The following is a 13,427-nucleotide window of genomic DNA, read 5'->3' on the forward strand; positions in this document are numbered from 1 at the left end:
GGGATCGGGCGAAGGGCCGGCGGACCCGTTCTATTGCGGTGAGCGCCCACGGTTGCCCCCCGCGGGCCGCACTTCCAGATGGCCGACGGCGCCTGGCTTGTTGCCCAGTGTAACTTCTCTGCTGGCTCCCGGATCAAGGAAAACGGCATCGCCATATTTGACCGTATCGACCTGAATGTCCTCGCGGCCAGTATTGGTCACAACTTGCCATGTCGCGCGGCCCAGGTCGGCGACGCCCAAGCCGTCGTTACGCAGGCGGGCATGCAATGCGCCGTCGACCCCGGGGGCAAGATCCTTTTCAACCACCAGGTTAGGCTGGAAAGTCCGAGGTTGAACGATCGCGGTCGTGTTGAAATTGATCGACATGCCAAGGTGCGTACTGGTCGTCGCATCGGGTTCGGCCGGCCTTGCCAGTTCGATCGTGTTCGTCTGGCGTACCCGCAGCACATAGGTGCGGCCGGCTGCGAGGTCGGCTGGACCGGTGTAGCGGATCTGAAACACCTGATTGCGATCTGGCGGAATGCTGCTTTGCGGAGGGAAGACGATGAAGTCTTCAGGCGCCGGGGTGAAGGTCCGCTTGCCGTCTTCATCAGCAACGACGCGATAGGGTTCGATCTCGACATTCAGGACGGCATCGCGGGTGTTGGAAACGGTCAGCCGCGTGGTAGCGCCAGTGCCGGTTGGGTTAAGAGTGTAGATCATCGGCTGAACGCTGTAGGCGCTGAGACCCCCGGCACACGCCAAGGCGATAGCCAGCACACTTGCGCGGACAAAGGCGTTCATCGAAATCTCCCTGTTGCAGAAAAAGGATTGGGCGGGAGGGCGTGCCTCTCGGCGGGGGGCTTGGCTGATGACGCCCGTCCCGCCCAACTAGGCATCACCCGACGGTGACGTCCCAGCTCTCGCTGTAGGTGCCGGCGAGGTAAGGCCGGCTCAGCAGCGTGATAGAGAAGTTGCCCGGCAGGCCACCCGCAACCGTCGCATCAGGTGCGCCGATCGGCGAGCTGACCGGAGCCGTGCCGAGATTGGTGTTGTTGAACGGCAGGAGACCGCCATCGAGGTCGAGCGTCAGCGTGTAGTCGACGCTGGTGAAGCCCGGACCGTCAAAGTGGCCATTGGTGGCATCAACTGTCAGACTCTTGCTGCCGGCCTGGTTGCAAGTCACCAGCACGCCAGCAATGTTCTGCAGCGTGGTCTTGGTCACGTCGAAGCTGCGCTGGGTCACGTCGACCTTGCAAACCGCAGGGATCGAACCGGTGGTGGTGAGGGTGCCAGCATGGGCTGCACCAGCCATCGACAACGAGGCGAGAACGCTGCAAGCGGCGTACTTGAGATTTTTCATGACGTTTCCTTTCAGTGGAACCCTTCGATCAGGGCATCCGCTGTTTATTTTTCGTAATACGATTCGAAATCACACAGATTGCTAACAATGATAGGTAATCAAAATTGACTATTGATCTTCGAGTATGGTTACCAGTTTCTGCATTTCTACTGCTGAATGAGCGCCCATTTTGGCGTAAATTGATCGTATATGTGCGCGAATAGTGTGAATTGACACATCCAGGTGGCGAGCAATTTCTTTTGGGCGCAGCGCCCGGGCTACGCCGATAAGAACTGCGCTCTCGCAGTCAGTCAAACCGAACAGGCGCGTTGCAGCCTCGACATCAGGCGTTGCATCAAGCTGGATCGTGCGGGGAAGGACCAGTGCGTGGCACTGCTGACGTGTTTCAACTCTGGTCAATTCGAGCTTGAGCCAGACCCGCGGGGTAAGAGAAAACAGAGTACGCGATGAACCGCGGTTCAGGGCCTGCTCCACATTGAAGCGCAGCTTGGTGGAGCCGCGGTCGCCTGTGAGGGCGAGCTTGCCTTGCGCATCGCGGTAAATCGTCTTGCCCGCAAGCAGGCGGGCGCCGCTTCGATTGCAATCAACAACGGAAAGATCGCGCTCGATCAGCACGTAGGCGTATTCTGCCTGATCAAAACAGGCTGAGCGTATCTCGGTGTTGTTGGCGGTATGCGGATCCTGGAGCAAGTTCATGCCGACACATCCCCTGAGAGACTAGATGCGATCCGGTTGCGAGGTGATGAGGTAATCGCCAAGGCCCCGCTCGATGGCGAGTTGGCAACATGCACAGTGGCCGGAAGGTGTCGAAATACGTAATAATACGTATTCAATCTGCGGGTGGGGTAATCGCTCGGCCGTCAATAAAAGTAAGTTATTGTATTGTCGACACATTATGGGCGCTTGTCGCAGAATCGTGTGCCGAATCGATAAATTTGCACGCCTGGTTACCGTTCGTTGACATTGCTCAATATAAGTATCTTTACTAGTCGATAAGGATCTGATGATCGCAGTCAGGCGGAGAGCTGTCAAACAAAGAGGCGTCAGGCGCTATTGGTATTTGTCCTATTCTGCAGTCACTTAATCCCTTCTCGTGCCGAGTTGATCGCAACATCCGGGAGGTGGAGGGCAGGTTGCTGACATGCGTCGGAGAAGGGCAGGTCCGGCGGGTGACGGTCGATCTGGATTTGGACACGATCGAACTTGCCAGGTGGCAGGGATCGATCCCAGCCATGTCGGAGGTCTAAGATGGATCATGCGGCCAAACGGGGAGGGTTGGTTCACATTGTGGATGGCAATCCTCTGGCCCGCCGTGGGCTGGATTTCATGTTGCGCAATGCCGGCTACAAGACGGTTGCCTGGAGCAATGGTGCCGAATTCCTGAGATGCGCGGATTGTACCGATCCCGCTTGCCTGTTGCTCGATTTGCAGATGCCGGTGCGGGACGGGCTTGCCATGCTAGAGCGCCTGACGCGCGGATGGCAATCCATCGCCGTGATCATTCTGACTGGTCATGGCGAGATTGAATTTGCGGTTGAGGCGATGAAGGCGGGTGCGCGGGACTTCATCGAAAAACCCTTTGCGCCGGATCGGCTGATTGGTGCGCTGGACGATGGTTTCGCGGCGCTTGCGGATAAAGAGGCCTTGCGCCGTAATCGGGACTGGGCCCAATCCGCACTGGCCAGGCTAACCGAACGCGAGCGGCAGGTGCTGCATGGTCTTGCCTGTGGCTTTCCGAACAAGACAATTGCTCATGATCTTGGAATCAGCGCGCGGACGGTGGAGGTCTATCGCGCGCATGTGATGGCCAAGCTGGATTCAACAAGCCTGGCAGAAGTGCTGGCGATCGCTTTTGCGGCCGGCCTGGGATCCAAGCAACAGTGGCATCAGGTGCGTCAGCCGCAGCAATTGACCATGGAGCTTAGACCGCCAGAAGAGGGCTGACCGCGCATTCTGGGTGGGTGGTGCCAGAGCCTGGTTTGTGCCGGAAAGGCAGCGGTCAAACAACAATGCCTGCCACGCGTGAGGGCGCGGCAGGCATTGTTTTGGCCGGGTAGGTCGGCTCAGTTCTTGTCTTGGTCGACCAGCTTGTTGGCGCCGATCCAGGGCATCATGGCGCGCAGGCGGGCGCCGGTCTGCTCGATCGGATGGGCTTCGGCGGCCTTGCGGGCAGCCTTCAGCTCCGGCTGGCCGGCGCGGTTGTCGAGCACGAAGTTCTTCACAAAGCGGCCCGACTGGATATCGGCCAGCACGCGCTTCATCTCCGCCTTGGTATCGGCGGTGATAATGCGGGGGCCGGTGGTGATGTCGCCATATTCGGCCGTGTTGCTGATCGAATAGCGCATGTTGGCAATGCCGCCTTCATAGAGCAGGTCAACGATCAGCTTGGTTTCGTGGAGGCATTCGAAATAGGCCATTTCCGGTGCGTAACCGGCTTCAACCAGGGTTTCGAAGCCGGCCTGGATCAGGTGGGTGATCCCGCCGCAGAGCACGGCCTGCTCGCCGAACAGGTCGGTTTCGCATTCTTCCTTGAAGTTGGTTTCGATGATGCCCGAGCGGCCACCGCCAACGCCCGAGGCATAGGCGAGCGCGACGTCGAGGGCATTGCCCGTGGCATCCTGGTGGACGGCAACCAGGCACGGCACGCCGCCACCCTTCAGATATTCGCCGCGAACGGTGTGGCCCGGGCCCTTCGGCGCGATCATGATCACGTCGATATCAGCCGGGGCTTCGATCAGGCCGAAGTGAATGTTGAGACCGTGGGCGAAGGCCAGGGCCGAACCCGGCTTCATGTTGCCCTTGAGATCGTTTTCCCAGATCGCGGCCTGGTGCTCGTCGGGGGCGAGGATCATCAGAATGTCGGCCCACTTGGCGGCTTCGGCGTTCGACAGGACCTTGAAGCCGGCGGCTTCGGCCTTGCGCGCGCTGGCCGAGCCGGGACGCAGTGCGATTGCCACGTCCTTGATCCCGCTGTCGCGCAGGTTCTGCGCGTGGGCGTGGCCCTGCGAGCCATAGCCAAGGACGGCGATCTTCTTGCCCGTGACCAGGTTCAGGTCGCAATCGGCGTCGTAGTAAACCTTCATGTCAGTCCCATTCTTTTGCAGAGTGCCCAGCGCTTGCCGGGCGGTAGTTGTGTGAAATCAGGCCGCTTCGGCCCCGCGCATCATGCCGACCACCCCGGTGCGGCCCACTTCGACCAGCCCGAGTTCGCGCATCAGCGAGACAAAGCGGTCGATCTTGTCCGGCGTGCCGGTCAATTCGAAGATGAAGCTGGAGGTTGTGGTATCGACCACCTTGGCGCGGAACACGTCAGCCAGGCGCAGGGCCTCGACCCGCGCTTCGCCAACCCCGGCCACTTTGACCAGCGCCAGCTCGCGCTCCACGTGGGCACCCATTTCGGTGAGGTCGATCACCTTGTGCACCGGCACCAGCCGTTCGAGCTGGGCGTGGATCTGGTCAATCACCGCTGGCGGGCCATGGGTGACGATGGTGATCCGGCTGACCGCGTGGTTCTCGGTAATGTCGGCCACGGTGAGGCTATCGATGTTATAGCCGCGCGCGGTGAACAGACCGGCGATCTTGGCGAGGATCCCCGCTTCGTTATCGACGGTGATGGTCAGGACGTGCCGTTCGGCTTCCTGTTGCTTGATCTTCATCATGGCCTGCCCCTTACACCAGCGCCTTGGCTTCGTCGTCCATGGTCCCGGCAACGCTGTCACCATAGAGGATCATGTCGGTATGCGCTGCGCCCGATGGGATCATCGGGAAGCAGTTGGCTTCCTTGTGGACCAGGCAATCGACGATCACCGGGCCGGGATGGTCGATCATCGCCTGGATGCCGGCATCCAGCTGGCTTTCATCCTCGATGCGGATGCCCTTCCAGCCATAGGCCTCGGCCAGCTTCACGAAATCGGGCAGGCTATCGGAATAGCTTTCCGAATAGCGGCTTTCATAGGTCAGTTCCTGCCATTGGCGGACCATGCCCATCCATTCGTTGTTGAGCACGAAGACCTTGACCGGCAGGCGGTACTGCGTGGCGGTGCCCAGTTCCTGGATGTTCATCTGGATCGAGGCATCGCCGGCAATGTCGATCACCAGGCTGTCCGGATTGCCCAGCTGCGCACCGATTGCGGCGGGCAGGCCATAGCCCATCGTGCCAAGCCCGCCCGAAGTGAGCCACTTGTTCGGGGCAAAGAAGGGGAAATACTGCGCCGCCCACATCTGGTGCTGGCCCACTTCGGTGGCAACCACCGGATCGCGGTGCTTGGTCAGTTCATAAAGCCGTTCGATCGCCAGCTGCGGCATGATCGCCTGCTTGCTGCTGGGATAGGCCAGGCTCTGCCGGGCGCGCCAGCCATTGATCCGGGCCTTCCACTCGGTCAGGTCCTGGGCCTTGCGATCTCCCCAGGCGGCCAGCAGCTGCTCCAGCACCAGGGTGCAATCCCCCAGGATCGGCAGATCGACCGGGACGGTCTTGTTGAATGATGACCGGTCGATATCGATGTGGATCTTGGTCGAATGCGGCGCAAAGGCATCCAGCCGGCCGGTGACGCGGTCATCGAAGCGGGCGCCGATGCAGACCATCAGGTCTGCCTTGTTCATCGCCATGTTGGCTTCATAGGTGCCATGCATGCCCAGCATGCCCAGCCAATCGGCGTGATCAGCCGGGAAAGCGCCAAGCCCCATCAGCGTCGAGGTGACGGGCGCACCGGTCTTCGCCTGCAGTTCGCGCAGCAGTTCGGTGGCACGTGGGCCGGAATTGATCACGCCGCCGCCGGTATAGAAGATTGGCGCGCGGGCATCGGCCAGAAGTTCAATCGCGCGGGCAATGTCCTTGTCGGTCCCGCGCAGGGTAGGGGTATAGCGGTTGGCGCGTTGCGGTGCGCCATCGCCAAAGCTGGCAACGGCAACCTGCACGTCCTTGGGAATGTCGATCACCACCGGGCCGGGGCGGCCCTGCGTGGCAATCTGGAAGGCTTCGTCGATGGTCGCGGCCAGGTCCGACGGGTCCTTCACCAGATAATTGTGCTTGGTGCAGTGGCGGGTGATACCCACCGTGTCAGCTTCCTGGAACGCATCCGAGCCGATCAGCCCGGTTGCGACCTGGCCGGTGATCACCACCAGCGGGATCGAATCCATGAAGGCATCGGCAATCCCGGTAACCGCATTGGTTGCGCCCGGGCCGGACGTTACCAACACCACGCCGGGCTTGCCGGTGGAGCGGGCATAGCCCTCTGCCGCATGGGCAGCGCCGGCCTCGTGCCGGACCAGGATGTGGCGAATGCGGGGATCGGCAAACAGCGCATCGTAAATCGGCAGCACCGCGCCTCCGGGATAACCGAAGACGAATTCGACCCCCTGGCGGACCAGGCTTTCGACCAGGATGCTTGCGCCGCTGCGCTCTTCACTCACCGTAACAGTCCTTCGCGTAATCTCCGGCGCCCTTGAAAGAACCAACCCGGCACAGTTGCCTGTGCCGGGTCGCCCTCTCCAACTCGCGCGGGCCTGCCATGGGCAGGAAGTGATCCGGCCCTAAGCGACAGGAAATAACGTGTCAAGCACTATTGTTGTAATAAAGATGCGAAATGCCTCTCTACTGAGACATTATGAGACTCGATCCTGCGCCAATCTTCCGGGGGCTGATTGCGGAACCAGGTGTATTGGCGCTTGGCATAATTGCGGGTGGCCTGGGCGCCGCGTTCGATGAGCGCCCCCCGGTTGATCTCACCGGCCAGAAAAGCCTTGATTTCCGGGACGCCAATCGCCCGCATCACGGGCAGGTCGGGATCAAGCCGGCGGGCCAGCAGGGCCTCCACCTCGGCAATTGCGCCGTGGTCCAGCATCAGGGCAAAGCGCCGGTCGCAGCGATCATAAAGCCATTCGCGGTCCGGCAGCAGAACCGCGGCGTGCAGTTCGACAGATCGGCCAATCCCGCCCACCTTATCGACTTGCCAGGCCGCCAGCGGCCGACCGGTTGAACGCACCACTTCCAGCGCACGGACGATCCGGGTCGTGTCATTCGGGTTCAGCCGGGCGGCCGCTTCCGGATCTTCGTGCAGCAAGGCATCCCGCGCCTCGTGCAGGGGCAGCTGTCTCGCGTGAAGTCGCACTTCTGGATCGATGGGCGGCACGGGGGCGATCCCATCGAGCAGGGTGCGCAGATAAAGTCCGGTTCCGCCCACCAATATTGGAACGGCATCGATTGCTTGAGCAGCGGCGATCTCTGCGCGGGCAGCCTCGGCCCAGTCGGCGGCAGAACAGGCCGAGGCGCCGTCCCAGGCACCGAACAGCCGGTGTGGCACACCCTGCATTTCGGCATCGCTCGGGCGCGCACTCAGCACGCCAAGGTCGGCGTAAACCTGCGCGCTATCTGCGTTGATGACCACGGCCTGCCGCCCCTGTTGCATCAGCGCCAGGGCCAGTCGCACCGCCAGATCGCTCTTGCCGCTCGCGGTCGGCCCTGCGATGAGCGCCAGCGGCGGCCGGTCCTGGCCCGAATCTATGGGGGAATCCTGCGTGCCCATTGCCCGCGTGATAGCAGAACCGGCGGCCTTGTCGGCAAAAGTATCCGACACCATCCACGCCCTTGAAGCGGCGGGCCTTGCGGTCCATTCGGCCGAGCCATTGCGCGGGATCGAGACGGTGCTCCAAATCGCCGCCGAAGGTGGCGCCGCGGCGATGCGCGCCGTGCTTGAACGGCAGTTCCCCGATGCCGACCTGCTGGTCAGCGCGCAGGAGCCGATCGTGCCCAAGGTGTTCGTCTCGGACATGGATTCGACCATGATCCAGGCTGAATGCATCGATGAACTGGCTGACTTTGCCGGCCTGAAGGACCAGATCGCCGAGATTACCGAGCGCGCCATGCAGGGTGAGCTCGATTTTGCCGAGGCGTTGACCGAGCGGGTGCGGCTGCTGGGCGGGCTGGGTGAGGGCGCGATTGCCGAATGCCTGGCCGAGCGCGTGCCCCCTATGCCGGGAGCCGCGACCCTGGTTGCGACGCTGAAGGATCATGGCTGCTTCACAGTGCTGGTAACCGGCGGCTTTCACCAATTTGCCGATCCGGTGGCGGATCAGCTTGGTTTTGAACGGGTCGTGGCCAACCGGCTTGCGGTTGAACATGGGGCGCTGACCGGTGGGCTCATCGGCGGGATTGTGGACAGTTCGGTCAAGGAAGCCGTCCTGCGCGAGGAAGTGGCGCTGCGCGGCGGGACCAGCCTGGCCACGGGTGATGGCGCAAACGACATTCCGATGCTGCGCGCGGCCACCCATGGGATCGCCTATCATGCCAAGCCCAAGGCCAAGGAAGCCGCGCATGGCTATGTCGCGGCCGGTGATCTGACCAGCGTGCTGTTATTGCTGGGCATTGGGCAGGAAGATTGGGTTGCCGGCTGACCGGTAGGTGTTTTGAAACCGGTTTGCAGCTAGATCGCGAATCTGTTAATGACACTCATGTAAGTAACCAGCAGGTGCCGCAACATGGACTCGCTTTCCGTTTCGATTACCGCCGCTAATGACACGCCGCTGGGCGCGGAGGGCGATCTGCCGCTCATGCTGCCGGGGCGTCCGAAGATGCGGTATGACTTCCCGAAGGCCTGGCACCATTTCAAGGAACTGGTGAAGGACAAGGAAAACACGGCCGAAGTGGCCAAGATTTTTGAGGCTCTGCCTTGGCGCGGAGTCTATGATGCGGCCAAGGCGTTCCTTTCGACCGAGCGCGGCCAGCGCATCCGGGCGAGTGAGCCCGATCTGGTCTCGATCCTGGATGATCACGCCAGCCTGCGCCGTCTGCCCAAGGGCACAGTCGCCCACGCCTATTGCGATTTCATGGAGCGCGAAGGGCTCTCGGCCCAGGGCCTGGTTGACGAACTCGACAAGTATCGCCCGGCTGACATGTACTTCAACGATCAGGTTGATTGGTATTTCCGCCGCCTGCGCGACACGCATGACCTGATGCACGTGCTGACCGGCTATGGCCGCGATGCGCTGGGCGAACAGTGCGTGCTGGCCTTTACCTACAGCCAGCAGCCGGCGCTGGCTCACCTGTTCCTCGGCTATGCCGGGGCCTACGAGATCGCCCGCCGCGCCACGGTCAAGGTCCCGGTGTTCCGCGCCGTGCGGGAAGGGCAGAAGTCGGGCAAGGCCTGTCCGCGGCTGGTCGAAATGTCGATCCGCGATCTGCTCGCCATGCCATTGGAAGAAGCCCGTCAGAAGCTTGGCATCAGCCAGGGTCAATATTACCAGCAGGCCCATGCCATGTGGCGGGCGGCCGGGATTGATCCCTATGATCTGATGGCGCCGGTCCAGAAGGCCGCCTGAACGCTGCGTTCAGCGCAGTTCCTTGCGGATCACCAGCTTCAGGCCTGACCAGACATCGTCCACTGCGCAGACCTTGGTATCGACCAGCCCCAGCGGCAGGGCGATCTCACGGATGGTGTCCTCGGTGATGTCGGATGGGACTTTTGACGCCTGCTTGGGCCAACTGACCCAAACCTGACCATCCGCCGCGATCTGGTGGCGCAGTGTGGTCAGGTGCGCTTCCAGCACTGCGCGTTCGGTCACGAACACATGCGCGGCATCGATCCCCTCGGCAGGGTCGCCAATGAAGTACAGCTCAAGCGCGTAGTCGTCGATTTCGTCGGCTACGGTTTCGGGCATGGCATCAAACCACACCCGCATCCCGTCACGCAGGTTCAGCTTCTTGGCCAGCGGCGTGCCCGAATAGCCCGCCTCGCTCACCGGTTCAGCCTTCCATCCAGTCGCGGAAGAAGCTTTCGTTCGCCTCGCGCAGCGCGCTGAGCTTGACCGGCTGGCCATTGATCACCAGCGCGTCGCCGCCCACGGAGCCGATCTTCTCGAACGGCACCTTGCTGCGGTCGAGCGGCTTGTCGGCTGGATAGGTAACCAGATAGCGCGACTGGGATTCGTTGAAGGCGAAGGCTGTGTCCATCGGGTCGATCGTCGCGCCCAGGTTCCCGGCCAGCGCCATCTCGGCGATTGCCACCAGCAGGCCGCCATCGCTGATGTCATGCACTGCGGTAACGGCACCCTCGGCAATCAGCTGGCGGATCACTTCGCCGTGGAAGCGCTCATCGCCCAGGTCGACCTGCGGCGGATCGCCATCTTCGCGGCCATGGATCTCGCGCAGCCACAGCGACTGGCCCAGTTCGGGATAGCTCGGGCCGATGATGGCAATGCATTCACCCTCGGCCTTAAAGGCGATCGTTGCCATCACGTCGTGGTCCGCCATCAGGCCAACGCCGCCGATGGCCGGGGTGGGCAGGATCGCCGAGCCGCCGCCGGTTGCCTTGCTCTCGTTATAAAGCGAGACGTTGCCCGAAACGATCGGATAGTCGAGCGCGCGGCAGGCATCGCCCATGCCGCGCAGAGCTTCAACGATCTGGGCCATGATCTCGGGCCGCTGCGGATTGGCGAAGTTCAGGCAGTTGGTGATCGCCAGCGGCTTGGCGCCCACTGCCGAAATGTTGCGATAGGTTTCAGCCACGGCCTGCTTGCCGCCTTCATAGGGGTCAGCATAGCAATAGCGCGGGGTGCAATCGGTGCTGATCGCCAGCGCCTTCTTGGTGCCGTGAACACGCACCACGGCCGCATCGCCGCCGCTCTTCTGCATGGTGTCCGCGCCAACCTGGCTGTCGTACTGCTCCCAAATCCAGCGCCGGCTGGCGAGATCGGGGCAGGCCATCAGCTTGAGCAGGTCCGCGCCCAGATCCGCGCTCTGTGGCACATCGCCCAGCGGCTTGACCTTGGCCCAGGCCTTGTACTCCGCCAGACTGAGTGCCGGGCGGTCATACAGCGGGGCATCTTCGGCCAGCGGGCCCAGCGGGATGTCGCAAACCGTCTTGCCCTGCCAGGTCAAGACCATATGGCCGGTGTCGGTCACTTCGCCGATCACGGCAAAGTCGAGCTCCCACTTCTTGAAGATCGCCTCGGCCATGGCTTCCTTGCCGGGCTTCAGCACCATGAGCATCCGCTCCTGGCTTTCGCTCAGCATCATTTCATACGGCGTCATGCCTTCCTCGCGGCATGGCACCTTGTCCATGTCGAGGATGATCCCTGCCTTGCCGTTGGTCGCCATTTCGACCGAGCTGGAGGTAAGCCCCGCCGCCCCCATGTCCTGGATCGCGACGATCGCATCGGTCGCCATCAGTTCAAGGCAGGCCTCGATCAGCAGCTTTTCGGTGAAGGGATCGCCCACCTGCACGGTCGGGCGCTTTTCCTCGCTCTTTTCGTCAAAGTCGGCGCTGGCCATGGTCGCGCCGTGGATGCCGTCGCGGCCGGTCTTGGAGCCGACATAGACGATCGGATTGCCGATCCCGGTGGCGGCCGAATAGAAGATCTTGTCGGTATCGGCCACGCCCACGGTCATCGCATTGACCAGGATGTTGCCGTCATAGGCCTTGTGGAAGTTGGTTTCGCCGCCAACGGTCGGCACGCCGACGCAGTTGCCATAGCCGCCAATGCCCGCGACCACGCCCTTGACCAGGCTCTTCATCTTGGGATGGTCGGGCCGGCCAAAGCGCAGCGCGTTCATGTTGGCGACGGGCCGTGCGCCCATCGTGAACACGTCGCGCAGGATGCCGCCCACGCCGGTCGCCGCGCCCTGATAGGGCTCGATGTAGCTCGGGTGATTATGGCTCTCCATCTTGAAGATGGCGGCCTGGCCATCACCAATATCGATCACGCCGGCATTTTCGCCCGGGCCGCAGATTACCCAGGGGGCTTCGGTCGGCAGCTTCTTCAGATGGATGCGGCTCGACTTGTAAGAGCAATGCTCTGACCACATGACCGAGAAGATGCCCAGCTCAACCAGGTTCGGCTCGCGCCCCAGGGCGTGCAGCACGCGCTGATATTCATCCTCGGAAAGCCCGTGCTGGGCGACGACATCGGGAGTGATTTCGGCCATTCGCGGCCCTTAGCGAGCCCGTGTGGCTAAGGCGAGTCTGTTCAGCCCGCCGCGCGCCCGGTTTTCCCCATCCACCAGGCCAAAACGGTGGCCAGGCCAAAGGCGAAGAAGGCCAGCAGGCTGGTTCCTGCTGTCACCTCGGGCTCGACTGGCCCAAACCAGTTCACCGCCTGCAGGCCAAGCAGCACGGCGAACAGCGTCAACACGGGCAGGCGGGCAGGTTGGCGTGCCTTTGCATACCACCACAGCGCTCCCAGTGTGATTCCCACTTCCAGCGGCATTTCGATCGCCGGATGGTTCCACAGTCCGAAGCCCAGCTTGGGCGGGCTGCCCGCCAGGGTCAGGTCGGGCACGTGGACCAGCAGGTCCAGCAGCCAATGCGACAGCACGACCGCTCCGGCGATCAGTGCCGCGACGCGGTCCTTGCTGGCCAGCCAGACCAGCGCCGCGAACATTACTGCGAAACCAGTCGCACCCAGCAGGCTGTGGGTGAAGGGCATGTGGTACAGGTCCATCGGGTTCATCGCGCTGATCCCTGGGGAAAAGCGCATGTGCTCCACCCCGGCCAGCAGCAGGCCGAAGAAGGCCCAGTCAACCAGCTGCGCGGCGATAAACAGCATGCCGATTTTCGGCGCGCGATTGCTGGCCGCGGCAGCGGCGAGGGCCGGGGCCCAGTGACCGATGAACATGCCTTCCCCCTTCCGTTGAACCCCTATTGCGAAGCGAGCTTCTGCACCGCGAAGACGGCAATGCCGCTGGCCAGCGCGGTTGCCGCTGCGCCCCAGGCAATGTCGATCAGCGTCATCTGGGTGGACCAGACCTTCAGCGTTGCCTGATTGGTCAGGTCATAGGTCGCATAGCAAATAGCCCCGAACAGCGCGCCGTTCAGCACGCCATAGGGCACGCCTTGCGCCATACCCGGGCGGACCGCGAACCAGACCATTCCGGCAATATACAGCGCATAGAACACCAGCGCCGGGACCATCCGGAACGAATCCGCCAGCAGTTCGCCAATCAGGGGGCGGTATAGGTTGGGTGCGGCCCAACGCAGCCACAGAGCGTCAAGCAAACCAAAGGCCACTGCGGCGGTAATATAGGCGGTAATCCACTGCATCGTAATTCTCCCTTGCCGATCAACTTGACCGGCGCGGCGGGCGCGGTCAA

The 13,427-nt window shown here is 62.3% G+C and carries 14 protein-coding genes; 3 read left to right on the forward strand and 11 right to left on the reverse strand.

From position 1 onward, the window contains the following. Positions 1 to 30: 30 nt before the first annotated feature. The 3 genes from RQP55_RS01180 to RQP55_RS01190 form a co-directional block, all read right to left on the reverse strand. The gene (locus tag RQP55_RS01180; protein WP_315608346.1) at positions 31 to 783 is read right to left on the reverse strand and encodes a hypothetical protein; all 753 of its coding nucleotides are present in this window, start codon (positions 781 to 783) and stop codon (positions 31 to 33) included. Positions 784 to 877: 94 nt separating this feature from the next. Beyond that, positions 878 to 1,342 (reverse strand): hypothetical protein, encoded by a 465-nt coding sequence (locus RQP55_RS01185; RefSeq protein WP_315608347.1) that lies wholly within the window; start codon positions 1,340 to 1,342, stop codon positions 878 to 880. Between the two features lie 108 nt (positions 1,343 to 1,450). Further along, complete coding sequence (locus RQP55_RS01190; RefSeq protein WP_315608348.1) at positions 1,451 to 2,038, reverse strand: helix-turn-helix transcriptional regulator; 588 nt, start codon at positions 2,036 to 2,038, stop codon at positions 1,451 to 1,453. Between the two features lie 591 nt (positions 2,039 to 2,629). On the opposite strand from RQP55_RS01190, the gene RQP55_RS01195 reads away from it, so the two are divergent. Next, entirely contained in the window at positions 2,630 to 3,286 is a 657-nt protein-coding gene (locus RQP55_RS01195) for a response regulator transcription factor (RefSeq protein ID WP_315608349.1), read from the forward strand. A gap of 119 nt (positions 3,287 to 3,405) precedes the next feature. Here RQP55_RS01195 and ilvC read toward each other — a convergent pair whose 3' ends face one another. The 4 genes from ilvC to miaA form a co-directional block, all read right to left on the reverse strand. Then, positions 3,406 to 4,425 (reverse strand): ketol-acid reductoisomerase, encoded by a 1,020-nt coding sequence (ilvC, locus tag RQP55_RS01200; RefSeq protein ID WP_315608350.1) that lies wholly within the window; start codon positions 4,423 to 4,425, stop codon positions 3,406 to 3,408. 57 nt (positions 4,426 to 4,482) lie between these two features. Further along, positions 4,483 to 4,998 (reverse strand): acetolactate synthase small subunit, encoded by a 516-nt coding sequence (gene ilvN / locus RQP55_RS01205; RefSeq protein ID WP_315608618.1) that lies wholly within the window; start codon positions 4,996 to 4,998, stop codon positions 4,483 to 4,485. Between the two features lie 13 nt (positions 4,999 to 5,011). Beyond that, a complete protein-coding gene (ilvB, locus tag RQP55_RS01210) occupies positions 5,012 to 6,754 on the reverse strand; it encodes a biosynthetic-type acetolactate synthase large subunit (RefSeq protein ID WP_315608351.1) in 1,743 nt (580 codons plus the stop codon). A 149-nt stretch (positions 6,755 to 6,903) separates the two neighbouring features. Continuing rightward, entirely contained in the window at positions 6,904 to 7,866 is a 963-nt protein-coding gene (miaA, locus tag RQP55_RS01215) for a tRNA (adenosine(37)-N6)-dimethylallyltransferase MiaA (RefSeq protein ID WP_315608352.1), read from the reverse strand. Here miaA and serB point away from each other — a divergent pair. Both serB and RQP55_RS01225 read left to right on the forward strand, forming a co-directional pair. After that, the gene (gene serB / locus RQP55_RS01220; RefSeq protein ID WP_315608353.1) at positions 7,859 to 8,734 is read left to right on the forward strand and encodes a phosphoserine phosphatase SerB; all 876 of its coding nucleotides are present in this window, start codon (positions 7,859 to 7,861) and stop codon (positions 8,732 to 8,734) included. The two genes, miaA and serB, sit on opposite strands and share 8 nt — an antisense overlap. 84 nt (positions 8,735 to 8,818) lie before the next feature. After that, a complete protein-coding gene (locus RQP55_RS01225; RefSeq protein ID WP_315608354.1) occupies positions 8,819 to 9,658 on the forward strand; it encodes a Coq4 family protein in 840 nt (279 codons plus the stop codon). Positions 9,659 to 9,667: 9 nt separating this feature from the next. On the opposite strand, the gene RQP55_RS01230 is transcribed toward RQP55_RS01225, so the two are convergent. From RQP55_RS01230 to RQP55_RS01245, 4 genes are all read right to left on the reverse strand, one after another. Next, entirely contained in the window at positions 9,668 to 10,018 is a 351-nt protein-coding gene (locus RQP55_RS01230) for a DUF3052 family protein (protein ID WP_315608619.1), read from the reverse strand. Positions 10,019 to 10,082: 64 nt separating this feature from the next. Further along, entirely contained in the window at positions 10,083 to 12,263 is a 2,181-nt protein-coding gene (gene purL / locus RQP55_RS01235; protein ID WP_315608355.1) for a phosphoribosylformylglycinamidine synthase subunit PurL, read from the reverse strand. A 41-nt stretch (positions 12,264 to 12,304) separates the two neighbouring features. Then, positions 12,305 to 12,952, reverse strand: a complete 648-nt coding sequence (locus tag RQP55_RS01240; RefSeq protein WP_315608356.1) for a hypothetical protein — start codon at positions 12,950 to 12,952, stop codon at positions 12,305 to 12,307. Between the two features lie 23 nt (positions 12,953 to 12,975). Next, entirely contained in the window at positions 12,976 to 13,377 is a 402-nt protein-coding gene (locus tag RQP55_RS01245) for a DUF2177 family protein (protein ID WP_315608357.1), read from the reverse strand. Between the last annotated feature and the right edge of the window lie 50 nt (positions 13,378 to 13,427).

Source organism: Novosphingobium sp. APW14 (assembly GCF_032337075.1).
Lineage (GTDB): Bacteria > Pseudomonadota > Alphaproteobacteria > Sphingomonadales > Sphingomonadaceae > Novosphingobium.